Genomic DNA, 16,553 nt, shown 5'->3' on the forward strand with positions numbered 1-16,553 from the left:
GGCCGGGCGCTCGGCGGGGAGCTTCGCGAAGCCGGAGCCGGGGCGGGCGGGCTTGAGGAACAGCACGTTCGACGAGTCCAGCATCGTCTCGTTCGCGGCCTGACGGTGCGCCTTCCAGATGGGGCCTCCGTAGAACGCCTCCAGGCGTGCCTTCCGGGTGTGCAGGTCGGGGAAGCCTCGCAGCCAGACGAAGCGGTCCGGCCGGTCCAGGTCGCGGAACTGACCCGGGATGGACATGCCGACCGCCTCCTGGCTTTCGAGGAACTCGCGCTCGAAGAGCTCGAAGAGGGTGTCTCGCTGGCCGGGCTTCAGCGTGTACTGGCGGAGCTCGAGGATGGCGTCGTGGGAGTCCATGGGCGGGAATCTCCGCGCCCGTGTGGTCATGCGCCATGACCGCTTTCGCCCATTTCCGTATGACCATTATGGTGCGGGCATGAAGAAGGCTCCCTCGGGAATCCTGCCCATCATCGCGGTGGACCGGCGCTCGTCCGTGCCGTTGTACCGGCAGGTCTACGAGGGCTACCGCGAGGCCATCGTCGACCGCCGGCTGCGGGCGGGCCAGCGGCTCCCGTCGACGCGGAGCCTGGCCTCCGAGCTGGGCATCTCCCGCATCCCCATCCTGAGCGCGTTCGAGCAACTGCTGGCCGAGGGCTACTTCGAGAGCCGCGTGGGCGCGGGCACCTTCGTGGCCCGCTCGCTGCCCGACGAGGGAACGCCGCTGGAGGCACGCGCGACGGCTCGCGGCGCGGCGGAGCCGGAGCGTCCCGGCAGGCGCGTCGTCTCGCGGGCCTCGGAGGTGCTGAGCCCCACGGGTGACCCGTGGTTCGCCGGCCATGGCCCCTTCCGCCTGAGCGAGCCCGCGCTGGACCAGTTCCCCTTCCAGGTGTGGTCGTCCCTGATGGCGAGGCACTCGCGCAACCCCACCCGGAACCAGCTCGCCTATGGCGACCCCATGGGGTACCGGCCCTTCCGCGAGGCGCTCGCCGAATACCTGCGCACGTCGCGGGCCGTGCGCTGCGAGCCGGAGCAGCTCATGGTGGTGAGCGGCTCCCAGCAGGCGCTGGAGCTGTCGGCCCGCGTGCTGCTCGACACGGGCAGCCCCGTCTGGTTCGAGGAGCCGGGCTACGCGGGGGCGAAGGACGTGCTCACCCTGGCCAGGGCCCGGCTGGTGCCGGTGCCGGTGGATGAGGACGGGCTGGACGTGAGCGCCGGCATCGCCCGGTGCGCGAACGCTCGGGCCGTCTACGTGACGCCGTCGCACCAGTACCCGCTCGGCGGGACGCTGAGCGCGTCGCGGCGGCTCCAGCTCCTCGACTGGGCGCGGCGGAGCGGCGCGTGGATATTGGAGGACGACTACGACAGCGAGTACCGCTACGAGAGCCAGCCCATCTCCGCGCTGCAGGGGTTGGATAGGGACTCGCGCGTCATCTACATCGGGACGTTCAGCAAGGTGCTCTTCCCCGCGCTGCGCGTGGGCTACCTGGTGCTGCCCGAGGACCTGGTACCGCGCTTCGCCCGGGTACGCGACGCCATGGACATCTTCCCGCCGACCCTCTTCCAGGCGGTGCTGACGGACTTCCTCGCCGAGGGCCACTTCGCGCGTCACCTGCGCAAGATGCGGCAGCTCTACCGGGAGCGTCGCACCGCGCTCGTGGACGCGCTCACGCGGGAGCTGGGCGACACGGTGGAGGTGCTCGGCGCGCAGGCGGGAATGCACCTGGTGGCGGCGCTGCCGGAGCGGCTGCGGGACAGGCACATCGCCGAGCGCGCCGCGAAGGAGGGCCTCCGGGCCATGCCGCTCTCCACCTGCTACCTGGAGGATGCCACCCGCCAGGGCCTGGTGCTGGGGTACGGCGGCACGGACGCGGCGCGGATACCGGAGGCCGTGCGGCGGCTGCGCAGGGCCGTTCGCTGAGACATCTCGAATGTCTCACGTGGGACGGATGTGGAAGACTCCGTCACCATGCCAGGCAACGAACTCCAAGAGGCCATCTCCTTCTACGACGGGTTGCTCCAGGGCGAGGTCCTGCGAAGGACCCACGAGCTGCTCCTCCAGCACACGCAGGCGACGGGCGTGACGTATGGCGGGCGCTCGCTGTACCAGGTGCTCCGCCCGCGCTTCCTCACGCCCCGACAGCTGGAGGAGCACCAGCGCGCCACCCTCGTGGTGAGGCGGGGAATCGAAGCGGTGTACCGGCACGCCTGCCGCGACGAGTCCTTCCGCCGGGAGCTGGGCGTCCAGGACTGGGAGGAGCTGCTGATGCGCGTGGACGGAGAGAGCCGGATGCCCACCGTCGTGGGCCGCCTGGACGGCTTCGTCGGCCCGGACGGCGTCCTGCGCTTCATGGAGTACAACCCCGCACCCGGCGGCTATCTCCTGATGCACCTGCTCGGCGAGGCCTTCACCGCCACGCCCGTCCTGGAGGCCTTCTCTCGCCGCTATGACGTCACATTCCCCCGGACCGCGCCCAACATCATCGACGCGCTCAAGGCCAACCACGCGCGCATGGGGCGCGCCGGCATGCCGCAGCTGGTCCTGTTCGGCCCCGCGGGCCCGGACGACGTGGACGAGGAGAAGCTCCTCCAGTCGTACCTCCTCGAGCAGGGGGTGCGCTTCGAGCACGTCACCTCCGAGGACGAGTGGACGTACCGGGATGGCGCGCTGTACGTGCGCGACTTCCGCGTGGACGTCGTCACCTTCATCTCGTCCGTGGGGTTCGCCGGAATGCTCGTCGGCTGCGGCCCCGAGCACCCGGTGACGCGGGCGCTCACCGACGGCGCGGCGTACTTCATGAACGGCCTGTTCCAGCTGTGCGTGATGAACAGCAAGGTGCTCTTCGCCGCGCTCAGCACCCCCACGAACGCACACCTCTTCGAGCCGGACGTCCGCGAGGCGCTGGCCCGTCACATTCCCTGGACGCGGGTGGTGCGCGAGTGCACCACGTCCTACGGCGGCAAGGACGTGGACCTGCTCTCCTTCGTCTCCGCCCACCGCGAGCGCTTCGTCCTCAAGCCCGCCACCGGCTACGGCGGCATGGGCGTGATGCTGGGCTGGCTGGCCGACGCGGAGGCCTGGAACGCCACGCTGAAGCAGGCCCTGGAGGAGAAGTGGGTCGTCCAGGAGCGCGTCCTGACGGACCAGGAGTCCTATCCCATCCTCGGCGAATCAGGGCTGCACTTCGCGGAGCGCTACACGGACCTCAACCCGTACGTGTGGACCGACACGCGGCAGGAGGGCTACTTCGTGCGTGTCTCACCCAAGCCGATGATGAACCTGACCCAGGGCGGCTCGCTGGCGCCGCTCGCCGTGGTCCGCGAGCGCTGAAGCAATAGGGCCCTCGGACCCAGCACTCGCGAGGTGCGGGAGTCCCAGTCGGCTCGCACACAGCGTGTTTCCGGCGCGTGCCTACCCGTGGAGGCGGGCACGCGGGGAGCGTTGATTTGTCCCGTTTCACATTGGATTCTTAGAAACCATGATTCTCTACGACGAGAGCACGCTCGCCCGGATTCCGTGGCCCGAGACGCCGGAAGGGCGCTTCGCTCGCGACTACCTGGGCCCGCTGGTGCGTGACGGCAGCACGGCGCTCGTGTCGGACCGGACGACGTATCGAATCATCGGCATGGATGGGTTGCTCATCCCGGTGGCCATCAACGACGCCGAGCATGACAACTCGCCGCTGTTCTCCACCTACGCCCGCTACGTCACCGCGCAGCTGGCGATGATGGACGCGCGCAAGTGGGGCGGCGCGTCCGGGTTCGCCATCCGCCGCGTGCTCGAGGGGCTGGGGCTGGCGCTCAAGGCCGCGCGCATCGACCGGTGCGTCTACGTGGACCACTGGCTGGTGCTGCGCAACCTGAACGCCAGGCTGACCGCGGACCAGGTGCGGCGGCTCACGGCCTTCCTGGCCGAGCGCTTCCCCGGGCACGCCATCCTCTTCCCGTCGGTGAATACGGCCACGCACTCGCCCCTGCTCAACACCCTGCGGCAGGAGGGCTACGGCCTCGTCTACGCGTTCCACACCCGGATGCTGCTGCCCTTCAAGGCCGAGGTGAGCCGCCAGGTGCGGGAGAACCACCGGCGGGACGCGCGGCTGCTGGAGGCGGCGGGCTACCAGCTCCTGGATGGCGCGGACGTGCCGGGCTGCGCGCCCCGGCTCCTGGAGCTGTACCGCGCCCTCAACGAGGAGAAGTACTCGACGAACATGCGCATCACCCAGGCGTTCTTCGAGTCCGCGCTGAGGGACCGCACGATGCGCTTCCGCGTGGCGGTGAAGGACGGCCGCATCGACGGGTTCTACGCCTTCACGGTGAACGAGGACGTCGTCTTCTCGCCCTGGTTCGGGTACGAGATGAGCCTGCCCCAGGAAGTCGGCCTGTATCGCGGGCTCGTGTATCAGCTCATGCAGGAGGCGCTGGAGCACGGGCTGACCATCGAGCTGGGCGCCGGCGCGGACGAGTTCAAGAGCCGCCGCGGCGACAAGCCGGTGCCGCGTTACACCGCCGTTCACACCGGCCACCTGCCGGCCTGGCGGCGCGCGGGGTGGCGGCTGTTGCAGCGCTTCGCCAATGAGGCGCTGCTGCCGTCCTCGCGCTCGTACCTGCGGAGCATCGACGGTGACGGCGTGGTGGGCTTCGACGGCGTGCCCGAGGTCTTCACACCGCCCACGGGCCCCAGCCCGCGCGAGGCGGCGGACGCCCTGCGCCAGGAGCTGACCGCGCTGGAGCGCGCGCTGGAGGACGCGTCCACGCTCGAAGGCGAGGCCCTCGTCCGCGCCCTCACGCCGCTGTCCGAGAAGCTCCACAACTGGCCGCAGCCGACGCGGCGGGTGATGGAGCTGCGCGGGCGGCTGGAGGCGCTGGAGCAGCGGCAGCGGCGCAAGGTCAGCGCGAAGGCCCCGGCGTCGGCCGTCTCCGCCACCGAGGAGGCCCAGCGCCTGCTCGCGGGCGCGGCGCGGCTGGGTGACACCGCCCTGGTCGCCCACAACCTGCGGGACGCCTCGTCGAAGCACCTGAAGGACGTGGTGGAGTGCCTGAAGCAGCACGCGGGCAGCGCCGCCGTGGTGCTCGCCGCCACGCGGGGCGAGAAGGTGGTGCTCGTCACCGCGGCGACGCAGGCGCTGCTCCAGCGCGGCGTGGACGCGGGCCAGCTCATGGCGCGGGTCGCGCCGGCCGTGGACGGCAAGGGCGGCGGCGCGCCGGAGGTGGCGTGGGGCGGTGGCTCGCGGCCGGACGGCATCGACGCGGCGCTCGAAGCGGCGCGGCGGTACCTGGATGAGCGGCTCGGAGGAAAGGCCTGACATGAACCTCTACGACGAGCGTGACATCACCTCCGCCCCGTGGCCGGACACGGAGGCGGGGCGCGACGCCCGGGACTTCCTCGTGCCCCTCTTCCAGCAGGGCGCCATGGCGTTCTTCTCGGAGCGGACCCGCTTCCGGCTCCTCGAGGTGGACGGGCTGCTCATGCCCCTGTCCATCAACGACGCGGAGTACGGCAACACGGGGGTCTTCTCGCCCTTCGCGCGCTACATCACCAACCAGCGCGCGGCCCTCGCGGACAACGAGGCCTTCGCGGGGGTGAAGGGGCAGCTCGTCAGCCGTGTCCTCCAGGGCGTGGGCGGCGTGCTCAAGGCCGCTCGCATCAACAAGTGCGTCTTCGTGGACAACTGGCCCACGCTGCGCAACACCACGCCGCTCCTCTCCGCCGAGCAGGTGCGGCGCCTCACGCGCTTCCTCACGGAGCGCTTCCCCGGGCACGCCATCGCCTTCCCGGCGCTGAGCCCCGCCACGCACTCGCCGCTGCTCGACGTGCTGGCCGAGTGTGGCTACACGGCCCTCTACACGCCCTACAGCCGCATGGGCCTCGCTCATGGCGAGGACCCTCACCGCAAGGTGCGGGAGAACCGCCGGCGGGACGCGAAGCTGCTGGAGGGGTCCGGCTACCAGCTCGTGGATGCCCGGGAGCTGCCCGGCTGCGCTCCGCGGCTGTGCGAGCTGTACCGGATGCTCAACCGGGAGAAGTACCGCACCAATCCCGACGCCCGCCCCGAGTACTTCGAGACGGCCCTGCGCGGTGGGCTCATCCAGCTCCGCGCGCTGGTGAAGGACGGGCGCATCGACGTGTTCTACGGCTTCTCGGTGACGGGGGATGTCCTCTGGTCCCCCGTCGCCGGCTATGACTTGAGCGTTCCGCGAGAGGTCGGCCTGTACCGCATCCTCAACAGCCTGCTGCTGAAGGAGGCGGTGGACCGCGGCCTCGTCATCGAGACGGGCGCCGGCGCGGACGAGTTCAAGAGCCTGCGCGGCGACAGGCCGCTGCCCCGCTACTGCGTCGTCTACACCGACCACCTGCTCCCGCACCGCAAGGCGGGGTGGAGGCTGTTGCAGCGCTTCGCCAACGACTCGCTGCTGCCCGCCGCCCGGGCGTACCTGCGCCGCATCGACGGGGACACGGTGGTGGGCTTCGATGGCGTGCCCCAGCGCTTCACTCCGCCCTTCACGAGTCCCTCGGAGTCGGTGGCGCTGCTGCGCCAGGAGCTGGACGCGATGGAGGCCGAGCTGGAGGCGGTGTCCCGGCTGCCGAAGCGGGAGCAGGGCGGCCGTCTCGCCGCGCTCACGAAGCGGCTGGAGGACTGGCCCGCGCCTCCGCCGCCGCGCGTGTCGGAGCTTCGGGAGAAGCTCGGGCGAGTGACTCAGCGGCTGAGCGAGGAGAAGGCCGGCCGGAGCCGGGAGGCCACGCGCACGCGCCGGGCGGAGCTGGCCCGCTCGCTCGTCGCGAGCGCGGTGAAGGTGGGTGACACCACGCTCGTGCTCAGCCACCTGGGCAGCGCGCCCACGGAGCAGCTGCGCTCCATCGCCCACGCGGTCCGCGAGGCCGCCGCGTCCTCCGCAGTGGTGCTCACGGGCACGCAGGGCCACAAGGTGCTCGTTGTCGCCGCCACGGCGCCGGAGCTGCTCCCGCGCGGCGTGGACGCGAGCGGGCTGCTGGCCCAGGTGACGCCCGCCGTGGAGGGCCGCGCCGAGGGTGGCCCGGAGCTGGCATGGGGCGAAGGCACCCGCCCCGAGGGTGTGGCCGCGGCACTCGAGGCCGCGCGCCAGTTCCTCCAGTCCCGCCTGGGCGGTTGAGGCTGAGTTCTTCGCAAGAACCTCGAGAGGCAGGTGGAAGATGGCGATGACTCCCGAAGAGAAGCGGGCACGGCTGGCGCGGTTGCTGCGCGAGAAGGCCCGCCGTCCCCGGCGTGCGCCTGCCTCGTTCTCCCAGGAGCGCATGTGGTTCCTGGAGCAGTGGAACCCGGGCAGCGCCCTCTTCAACATGCCCGTGGTGGTGCGCCTGACGGGCGAGCTCCACCTGGAGGCGCTGAAGCGCGGCCTCCAGCACCTCGTGGACCGGCACGAGGCGCTGCGCACCACGCTCGGGGTGGAGGAGGGGCTCCCCGTCCAGTGCATCGCCCCGGCGCTGGAGGCGCCGCTGGAGGTGGTGGAGGAACAGGAGGCGCGGGCCTGGGAGCGCGTGTCCGTCGAGGCGCGGCGGCCGTTCGACGTGGAGCACGGGCCGCTCTCGCGAAACGTGCTGCTGCGGCTGGCTCCGGACGCGCACCTGCTCCTCGTCAACACGCACCACCTCGTCACCGACGCGTGGTCCCTGGGCGTGCTCGTTCGCGAGCTGGCCGCCGTGTACGAGGCCTTCGTCGAGGGGCGTCCCTCGCCGCTCACGCCGTTGCCGCTCCAGTACGCGGACTACGCGGCGTGGCAGCGGGAGTGGCTGCGGGGGCCGGTGCTGGAGGAGCAGCTGTCCTGGTGGTGTTCCCAACTGGACCCCACGTCCCGCCTGGAGCTGCCCACGGACAAGCCCCGGCCCGCGGTGCTCGGCTCGCGCGGTGAGCGGCAGGTGCGCTTCCTGTCCCCGGCGCTCACCGAGTCCCTCAAGGCCCTGGGCCAGCGCGAGGGGAAGACGCTCTTCGTCGTGCTGCTGGCCGCCTTCAAGGCGCTCCTGTACCGCTACACGGGGCAGATGGACCTGACGGTCGGCTCGCTCATCGCGGGCCGCAACCGCGCGGACCTGGAGGGCCTCATCGGGCTGTTCATCAACGCCCTGGCCCTGCGCACCCGGCTGACGGGCGAGACGTCCTTCCGCGAGCTGCTGGGCGCCGTGCACGAGACGACGCTCCAGGCCTACGCGCGCCAGGACGTGCCCTTCGAGAAGGTGGTGGAGGCGCTCAAGGTGCAGCGCGACTCCAGCCACCTGCCGGTGTTCCAGGTGATGCTCGTCCTGCAGAACGCGCCCCTGCCGCCGCTGAAGGCGCGGGGGCTGGTGATGGACGCGCTGCCCGTCGACACGAAGACGACGAAGCACGACCTGACGCTGTATGCGCTGGAGCTGCCCCAGGGACTGCGGCTCAGCGCGGAGTACAGCACGGACCTGTTCGAGGCCCCGACGATGGCGCGCCTCCTGGGCCACCTGGAGACGCTGCTGGCCGGCGCCGTCGAGGACCCGGACCGGCGCCTCGCCGAGCTGCCGGTGTTGACGGCGCCGGAGAGAGACCAGCTCCTTCGCGATTGGAGCGGCCCTCGGGCCGACCTCCCGCGTGACGCCTGCATCCACACGCTCATCGAGGCCCAGGTCCGGCACACGCCCGACGCAGTGGCGCTCACCTTCGAGGGCACGAGCCTCACCTACGCGGAGCTGGACGCGCGCGCGAACCAGCTCGCATGGCACCTGCGCTCGCTGGGCGTGGGCCCGGAGGTGCGTGTCGGCCTGTGCCTGGAGCGCTCGCTGGAGATGGTGGTGGCCCTGCTGGCCACGCTGAAGGCCGGCGGTGCCTATGTGCCGCTGGACCCGGCATACCCCGCCCAGCGACTGACGTGGATGCTGGAGGACGCGCGGCCCGCGGTGCTGCTCGCGCAGGAGCGGCTGTTGCCGCGGCTTCCTCCGCACGAGGCCCGGGTGGTGCTCGTGGACTCGCGGTGGGACGCGGTGGCCGAGCACCCGCGGCACGCGCCGCCGCCCACGGCGCATCCGGGCGGCCTCGCGTACGTCATCTTCACCTCGGGCAGCACGGGGCGTCCCAAGGGGGCGATGAACGAGCATGGCCCCGTGGTCAACCGGCTGCTGTGGATGCAGCGCGAGTACGGGCTGACGGCGGCGGACACGGTGCTGCAGAAGACGCCGTTCAGCTTCGACGTGTCCGTCTGGGAGTTCTTCTGGCCGCTGATGGTGGGCGCGCGGCTGGTGGTGGCGAAGCCCGGCGGGCACCAGGAACCGGCGTACCTCGCGCGGCTCATCGCGGAAGAGGGTGTCACCACGCTGCACTTCGTGCCCTCCATGCTCCAGGTGTTCCTGGAGGAGCCGGGGCTGGAGCGCTGCGCGTCGCTGAAGCGCGTGGTGTGCAGCGGCGAGGCCCTGCCGCTGGACCTGGCCGAGCGCTGCCTGAAGCGGCTGCCCGGCGCGGGCCTGCACAACCTCTACGGCCCCACCGAGGCGGCGGTGGACGTCACCTATTACGCGTGCGTGCCCGGCGAGCCGCGCCGCTCGGTGCCCATTGGCCGGCCCGTGGCGAACACCCAGATTCGACTGCTGGATGTGAATCTGCTGCCGGTGCCCATAGGCGTCTCGGGCGAGCTGTTCATCGGCGGCGTGCAGGTGGGGCGCGGCTACCTGGGCCGGCCGGAGCTGACGGCGGAGCGCTTCATCCCGGACCCCTTCAGCGACACGCCGGGCGCGCGGTTGTACCGCACCGGCGACGTGGCGCGCTGGCTGCCGGACGGCGCCATCGAGTACCTGGGCCGCGCCGACTTCCAGGTGAAGGTGCGCGGCCTGCGCATCGAGCTGGGGGAAATCGAGGCCGTACTGGAGCAGCACCCGTCCGTGCGGCAGGCGGTGGTGGTGGCGCGCGCGGACGGAGGCGGCGACAAGCGGCTGGTGGCCTACGTCGTGGGACGGGGCGAGGCCGTGGACCCCGAGGCGCTGCGGGCGCTGATGCAGGCGAAGCTGCCCGAGTACATGGTGCCCTCGGCCTTGATGGTGCTGGAGGCGCTGCCGCTCAGCCCCAACGGCAAGGTGGACCGCAAGGCCCTGCCCGCGCCGGAGCTGGAGCGCGCGAGAGAGGGCCACGTGGCCCCCGCGACGCCCACCGAGGTGGAGGTGGCCGCGCTCTTCGGCGAGCTGCTCGGCGTGGAGCGCGTGGGTGCGCGGGACGACCTCTTCAAGCTGGGGGGCAACTCGCTGATGGCCACGCGGGTCCTCGCGCGGCTGCGCGCTCGCTTCGGCGTGGAGCTGCCGCTGCGCACGCTCTTCCAGCACTCCACCGTTCAGCAGGTGGCGCGGCTGGTGGACGAGGCCCGAGCCAGCGTGGCGCCCGTGCCGGAGCGAGCCGCCACTCCAGAGCAGCGGCGGCGCCTGCCCGTCGTTCCCCTGCGCGCCGATGCGCTGCCCCCGGAGCTGGACACGCCCGCGTCCTTGGAGGCACCGCTCACCGAGGAGGAACGTCACCGTCTGCTGGTGGAGTGGAACGACACGGCCGCGGACTTCCCCCGAGAGCTGTGCCTGCACCAGCTCGTGGAGGCCCAGGCCCGGAAGACGCCCGATGCGGTGGCGGTGGTGGCGGGCCCCACGCGCCTCACCTATGCGGAGCTGGAGGCGCGGGCCAATCGCCTCGCATGGCGCCTGCGCTCGCTGGGCGTGGGTCCGGAGGTGCGCGTCGGTCTGTGCGTGGAGCGCACGGCGGACATGGTGGTGGGGATGCTCGGCATCCTCAAGGCGGGCGGCGCCTACGTTCCGCTGGACCCTACGTACCCCCGGGAGCGGCTGGCCTTCCTGCTGGAGGACGCGCAAGGGCCCGCGCTCGTCGCGCACTCGCACCTGCTCTCGGCGCTGCCGCCGCACACGGCCACGGCGGTGTGCCTGGACACGGAGTCGCTGGAGTCCCTGCCCGCGACGCCGCCTCCGGCTCCGACGCTGCCGGAGAACATCGCGTACCTCATCTACACGTCGGGCAGCACGGGCCGTCCCAAGGGCGTGGCCATTCCGCACCGGGCCACCGTCGCGTTCCTCTCGTGGGCGCACGGTGTGTTCACCGACGACGAGCTGCGCGGCGTGCTGGCGGGCACCTCGCTCAACTTCGACCTCTCCGTGTTCGAGGTCTTCGCCCCGCTGAGCCGAGGTGGCGCCGTCATCGTCGCGCGAGACGCGCTGGCGCTGGCGGAACTGCCCCACGCGTCGGAGGTCACCCTGGTCAACACGGTGCCCTCGGCCATGGCGCAGTTGCTGCGGCTGGGCGCGCTGCCCGCCTCGGTGTGCACCGTCAACCTCGCGGGGGAGCCGCTCCCGGCGCCGCTGGCGCGGGACGTGTACGAGGTGCCCACGGTGCGGCGCCTCTACAACCTCTATGGCCCGTCCGAGGACACCACCTACTCCACCTTCTCGCTGGTGAAGGCCGGGCAGCCGCCGCACATCGGCCGGCCCATCTCCAACACCCGCGCCTACGTGCTGGACGAGCACCTGCGGCCGGTGCGCGTGGGCGCTCCCGGAGAGCTGTACCTCGCGGGACAGGGGCTGGCGCGGGGCTACCTCCACCGTCCAGAGCTCACCGCCGAGCGCTTCCTGCCGGACCCCTTCGGCCCGCCGGGCTCGCGCATGTACCGGACGGGAGACCGGGTGCGCTACCGGCCAACGGGCGAGCTGGACTACCTGGGCCGCAACGACTTCCAGGTGAAGGTGCGCGGCTTCCGCATCGAGCTGGGCGAGGTGGAGGCCCGGCTCCAGGCGCTGCCCGATGTCCGTGAGGCGGTGGTGGTGGCGCGGGATGACGGCCCGGGAGGCCAGCGCCTCGTGGCGTACGCGGCGGGGCAGGGGCTCGATGCCGACACGCTGCGCGAGGGACTGCGCGCCACGCTGCCCGGGTACATGGTGCCCTCGGCCTTCGTGGTGCTGGACGCGCTGCCGCGCAACGCCAACGGCAAGGTGGACCGCAAGGCGTTGCCCGTGCCCGCCGTCGAGCGCGCCAGCCTCCGTCCCTACGAGGCCCCGCGCACGGCCACCGAGGAGCTGCTGTCGGGACTGTGGCGTCAGGTGCTCGGCCTGGAGCGCGTGGGCGTGAAGGACCACTTCTTCGAGCTGGGCGGCCACTCGCTGCTGGCCACGCAGGTGGTGGCGCGGCTGCGCACGGCGCTGCGGACGGAGGTGCCCCTGCAGGCCTTCTTCGAGGCGCCCACGCTGGAGGCATTGGCCGAGCGGGTGGACGCCGCGCGCGGTGACACCGAGGCCACGCCCGTGGTGCCTCCGCTGCTGCCGGTGCCGAGGACGGCGAACGCGCTGCCGGTGTCCTTCGCGCAGCAGCGCCTGTGGCTGCTGGACCGGCTGGAGCCGGGAAGCACCGCGTACACCATCCTCGCGGCGCTGCGCCTCCAGGGGACGCTGAACGTGCGCGCGCTGGTGCTCGCCTTCCATGCGCTGCTCGCGCGGCACGAGAGCCTGCGCACCGTCTTCGGCGAGGACGCGCAGGGGCCGACGCAGGTCATCCTCCCGCCCGGGCCGCCGGACATGGGGCTGGTGGACCTGCGGGGGCTCCCCGAGTCGGAGCGTGAGGCCGAGGCGCACGCGCTCGCGGAGGACGAGGCCCGGCGGCCGTTCGATCTCGCGCGAGGCCCGCTGGTGCGCGCCCTGCTGGCGCGGCTGGGCGAGGGGCACCACCTGATGGTGGTGTCGATGCACCACATCATCTCGGATGGCTGGTCCTCGGCGGTGCTCATCCGCGAGCTGTCCGCGCTCTACGAGGCCTTCGCGCGCGGAGAGGAGCCCCGCCTGCCACCCCTGCCCGCGCAGTACGCGGACTACGCGGTGTGGCAGCGCCAGTGGCTGAAGGGCGAGGTGGTGGAGTCGCAGCTCGGCTGGTGGAAGCAGCAGCTCGCCGGGGCGCCCTCGCTGCTGGAGCTGCCCACGGACAAGCCTCGCCCGGAGGTGCTCTCGCCGAGAGGCGGCCGCGTGCCGGTGCGGTTGGGCGAGCCGGTCTCCACGGCGTTGAAGGCCCTGTGTCACCGCGTGGGGGTCACGCCGTTCATGGCCCTGCTGGCGGGCTTCGTGGGGCTGCTGGCGCACGAGTCGGGGCAGCAGGACGTGCTGGTGGGCTCGCCCGTCGCGGGCCGCGGCCTCCCGGAGCTGGAGGGGCTCATCGGCTTCTTCGTCAACACGCTGGCGCTGCGCACGCGGCTGCACGGCAACCCGAGCTTCCGCGAGCTGCTGGGCCGCGTGCGCGAGGTGACGCTCGGAGCGTATGCGCACCAGGACGTGCCCTTCGAGCGCGTGGTGGAGGCGGTGCAGCCGCAACGAGGGCCGGACCGCTCACCGCTGTTCCAGGTCATGTTCGTGCTGCAGAACGCGCCGTGGGCGCAACCCATGGGGCCGGGGCTGTCCATGCGGTTCGAGGACGTGGAGCGGCACTCGGCGAAGTTCGACCTGACGCTGGCGCTGTGGGAGACGGAGGAGGGGTTCTCCGGCTCGCTGGAGTACGCGAGTGACTTGTTCGAGCGCACCACGGCGGCGCGGCTGGCGGAGCGCCTGCGCGGCCTGCTGGCGTGGGCGGTGGCGCATCCGGAGGAGCCGCTGTCCCGGCTGGACCTGGCGCCCAACGTGAGAGACCTGCTCGTGCCGTTCCAGTCCGGGGGCTCGCGTCCGCCCCTCTTCTGCGTCCACGCGGTGGGCGGCACCGTGTCGAACTACACCGAGCTGGTCCGCCACCTGGGCTCCGAGCACACCTTCATCGGCGTGCAGGCACGCGGGCTGGAGGGCGAGCAGCCCCCGCTGGAGTCCATCGAGGCGATGGCGGCGCTCTACGTGGAGGCCGTGCGCACCGTGCAGCCCCAGGGCCCGTACCGGCTGGGGGGCTGGTCCCTGGGAGGGGTCATCGCCTTCGAGATGGCGCGCCTGCTCCACGAGGCAGGGGAGGTGGTGGAGCCGCTCATCCTCATCGAGCCGAGCCCCACGTCGTACGCGCAGGGCACGCGCGTGGAGGAGTCCGCGACGCTGGAGGGCCTGTTCGCGCTGAACCTGGCGCGCACGCTGGGGCTGCCCGTGGCGCCCGAGGACGTGCAGCGGATGGATGACGGCCCGGCGCTCTTGAAGCACCTGCTGGAGAGGGGCCGCCGCGCGGGCGTCTTCGGACCCGAGGTGGGGCTGGCGCGGCTCCAGTCGCTCCAGCGCGTCTTCATCTCCTGCGCGCGCGCCCTGCATCAGCACGTGCTGCGTCCCCTGGCGCTCCCGGTCATCCTGCTGCGAGGCACGGAGGCGGAGGTGGGCGAGGCCCACGTGCCCGACCGTGGCTGGGCGGCGCTCGCCTCCGAGGTGGACATCGTGGAGGTGTCCGGGGACCACTACACGGTGCTGCATGCGCCGCACGTGGAGACGCTGGCCAGCGCGCTGACCCGCGTGCTGGAGGGCTCCCCCATGCGGGACTCGGCTGGGCTGGAGGGCCCTCCGCCGAGGAACGAGGTGGGCGGGCGGTCCAGGAAGCGCACCTCGCGGTAGTGGGGACGGACGCGGAGGGCCGGCCTCTGGACCGCGATGGGGCGGCGTCCGCTCGCCGGCCCACCGGGCTGTCGGTGGTGGAGCCGGAGCACTCCGGGGAGTTGGGCGCACGGGGGCTCGGCACTAGAGTCGGGCGGGTGAGCGCCCCCCATGAACTGGAGCGCGTCCGCCGCAAGGTGGAGGCGGGCGAAGTCCTCGGCGACGCGGAGCTGGCGCTGCTGCGCGAGGCGGCCCGGCACACCCCGGGCCCCACGCTGCGGTTGGCGGTGGCCCACGCCCTCATCAACGCGGGCGCGGAGCGCGAGGCCCTGCCGCTGCTGGAGGCCCTCCGGCGCGACTTCCCCCGCGACGTGCCCGTGCGCCTGGGGCTGGCGCGGGCGCTGCTGGGCTTGGAGCGGCACGGCGACGCGGAGGCGCTGCTGCGCGAGCTGCAGGCCCAGGAGCCGGACGACCCGGAGGTCCTCAAGGTGCTCGCCGTGCTCGGCCTGCGGCGCGGCGAAGCCGACAAGGCCCGCGCGTATATAAAGGATGCGCTGGCCAGGGACCCCTTCGACGCCGAGGCGCGGCTGCTGAAGGAGGAGCTGGAAGCCGCCGACCTGCCACCGCCACCCGCGCACCGCGAGGAGGTGCTGCGCCCGGAGTTCACCACCGCGCTCACCGCCGCGCTCGCTCGTGCCCGGGTGGCCTTCCGGCGTCAGGGGAAGGACCTGCTGGTGAAGCTCGCCAGCGGTGGAGTGGGGCGCGTGGACGTGGGCTCGCTGTACGCGGCCTGGCGTGAGTCCCCGGGCACCGAGAGTCTCACCGCGTACGTGGATGCACTGGCGGCGCGGCTGGGCGGGCTCTCCTCGGGATTGGCCACGGAGGACGCGGCGCTGGAGTCCCGGCTGCGCCCGGTGCTGCGGCCGGCGGACTTCTCGGCCCGGGCGGTGGGCGCGCTGCACCGGCCGGGGCCCGCGGGCCTGGAGGTCTTCTACGTGCTGGAGGACGCGGACTTCGTGCGCTACCTGCCGGAGGCCGCGCTCGCTCCGGCGGGGCTGACGGCGGCGGCGGTGGACGCGGCGGCGTGGCGCAACCTGGAGGCGCATCCCGCGCCGGTGCGGCCTGTCCTCATCGACAAGGGCGAGGTGCGGTTGGCGGAGGCGTTCTCCGGCCTGTGGGCGGTGGCGGAGGGCGACGGCCATGACGGCGCGCGCCTGCTCACCCGGGCGCAGTGGAGCGAGCTGGCGCGAGTCGCCGGTAACGAGCCACTGCGCGTGTCACTGGGCCGCAGGGAGCTGGCGCTCGTGTGCCGCGAGTCGGACGCCTCCGCGCGCGAGGCGCTGGAGCGGCTGGTGCTCGCGCCGGACGGAATCGCCGGCGTCTTTCGGCTCACCGCCGAGGGACTCTCCGCCGCGTGAGCCCGGTCAGCCCGCGGTGGCCGTGGGCAGGCTGTTCACGAAGAGCACCTCGCGGTAGCCGAGGGTGAGCAGCAGCGAGCGTAGCGCGCGCTCCGCGGAGTCCCGGGCGCGCTGCTTGAGGCGGGCATCGGCGCGCACCTCCTGCTCGAAGGCCACGCGGGCCTTCTCCAGCAACTGCGCCGTCTGCGCGCTGTCCAGGTTGGAGTCGATGACCTCGGTCTCCCCCGGACGCAGCTCCACCTTCACCTCCATTGGCGGCAGCACCACGTACACGCGGGTGCCGGAGACCTGGAGGTGCGTCGCATCGAAGCGCTGGAAGTCGAACCCCAGGCGCGCGTCCGCGAAGACGATGGCGCGGCCATGCGGGTTCTCGATGGCGTAGCGCGCCCAGTTGAGCACGTCCTTCCACAGGGCATCCGTGGCCTGGGGCTCGGGCGTGAAGGTCACCTTCTTGTAGAGCGCCACGTCGAGCGTCTCCAGCCGGGCCACGTCGCGCATCTGCTGCACCACGGACGGGGTGTCCGGGAAGGAAGGAGGCGGAGGCCGGAGGAGCAGCCAGGCGCCCAGTGCGCCAAGCACGCCACCCAGGAGGACAGTCAGGACTCGCGAGAGGTGCGCCATGAGGGCAGTGTACCTCCTTC

At 72.4% G+C, this 16,553-nt stretch carries 8 protein-coding genes; 6 read left to right on the plus strand and 2 right to left on the minus strand.

All coding sequences use genetic code 11. The annotated features are described in order from the left end of the window. The coding region (locus HG543_RS08255; protein ID WP_211193803.1) for an NIPSNAP family protein at positions 1–354 on the minus strand (354 nt) is incomplete at its 3' end. A 79-nt stretch (positions 355–433) separates the two neighbouring features. On the opposite strand from HG543_RS08255, the gene pdxR reads away from it, so the two are divergent. The 6 genes from pdxR to HG543_RS08285 all read left to right on the plus strand — a co-directional run bounded on the left by pdxR (position 434) and on the right by HG543_RS08285 (position 15,912). Then, on the plus strand, positions 434–1,915 hold the full coding sequence (gene pdxR, locus HG543_RS08260; RefSeq protein WP_169344147.1) for a MocR-like pyridoxine biosynthesis transcription factor PdxR: 1,482 nt from the start codon (positions 434–436) through the stop codon (positions 1,913–1,915). Positions 1,916–1,963: 48 nt separating this feature from the next. Next, positions 1,964–3,325 (plus strand): ATP-grasp domain-containing protein, encoded by a 1,362-nt coding sequence (locus HG543_RS08265; RefSeq protein ID WP_169344148.1) that lies wholly within the window; start codon positions 1,964–1,966, stop codon positions 3,323–3,325. Between the two features lie 148 nt (positions 3,326–3,473). Next, the gene (locus HG543_RS56235; RefSeq protein ID WP_169344149.1) at positions 3,474–5,297 is read left to right on the plus strand and encodes a GNAT family N-acetyltransferase; all 1,824 of its coding nucleotides are present in this window, start codon (positions 3,474–3,476) and stop codon (positions 5,295–5,297) included. A 1-nt stretch (position 5,298) separates the two neighbouring features. Beyond that, positions 5,299–7,122 (plus strand): DHHA1 domain-containing protein, encoded by a 1,824-nt coding sequence (locus HG543_RS08275; RefSeq protein WP_169344150.1) that lies wholly within the window; start codon positions 5,299–5,301, stop codon positions 7,120–7,122. Positions 7,123–7,162: 40 nt separating this feature from the next. Further along, positions 7,163–14,515 carry a non-ribosomal peptide synthetase gene (locus HG543_RS08280; RefSeq protein WP_439332601.1) on the plus strand — a complete coding sequence of 2,451 codons (7,353 nt, stop codon included), beginning with the start codon at positions 7,163–7,165 and terminating at the stop codon, positions 14,513–14,515. Positions 14,516–14,652: 137 nt separating this feature from the next. Next, entirely contained in the window at positions 14,653–15,912 is a 1,260-nt protein-coding gene (locus HG543_RS08285) for a tetratricopeptide repeat protein (protein ID WP_171817959.1), read from the plus strand. Between the two features lie 6 nt (positions 15,913–15,918). Here HG543_RS08285 and HG543_RS08290 read toward each other — a convergent pair whose 3' ends face one another. Continuing rightward, complete coding sequence (locus HG543_RS08290) at positions 15,919–16,533, minus strand: DUF4230 domain-containing protein (protein ID WP_169344152.1); 615 nt, start codon at positions 16,531–16,533, stop codon at positions 15,919–15,921. Positions 16,534–16,553 lie beyond the last annotated feature (20 nt).

The sequence above is a fragment of the Pyxidicoccus fallax genome, from assembly GCF_012933655.1.
Taxonomy (GTDB): Bacteria; Myxococcota; Myxococcia; order Myxococcales; family Myxococcaceae; genus Myxococcus; species Myxococcus fallax.

Excerpts from the sequence above, each read along its gene's own strand:
- pdxR (WP_169344147.1), top strand. The coding sequence starts at position 434 with ATGAAGAAGGCTCCCTCGGGAATCCTGCCCATCATCGCGGTGGACCGG.
- HG543_RS08265 (WP_169344148.1), top strand. The coding sequence starts at position 1,964 with ATGCCAGGCAACGAACTCCAAGAGGCCATCTCCTTCTACGACGGGTTG.
- HG543_RS08280 (WP_439332601.1), top strand. The coding sequence starts at position 7,163 with ATGGCGATGACTCCCGAAGAGAAGCGGGCACGGCTGGCGCGGTTGCTG.
- HG543_RS56235 (WP_169344149.1), top strand. The coding sequence starts at position 3,474 with ATGATTCTCTACGACGAGAGCACGCTCGCCCGGATTCCGTGGCCCGAG.
- HG543_RS08275 (WP_169344150.1), top strand. The coding sequence starts at position 5,299 with ATGAACCTCTACGACGAGCGTGACATCACCTCCGCCCCGTGGCCGGAC.
- HG543_RS08290 (WP_169344152.1), bottom strand. The coding sequence starts at position 16,533 with ATGGCGCACCTCTCGCGAGTCCTGACTGTCCTCCTGGGTGGCGTGCTT.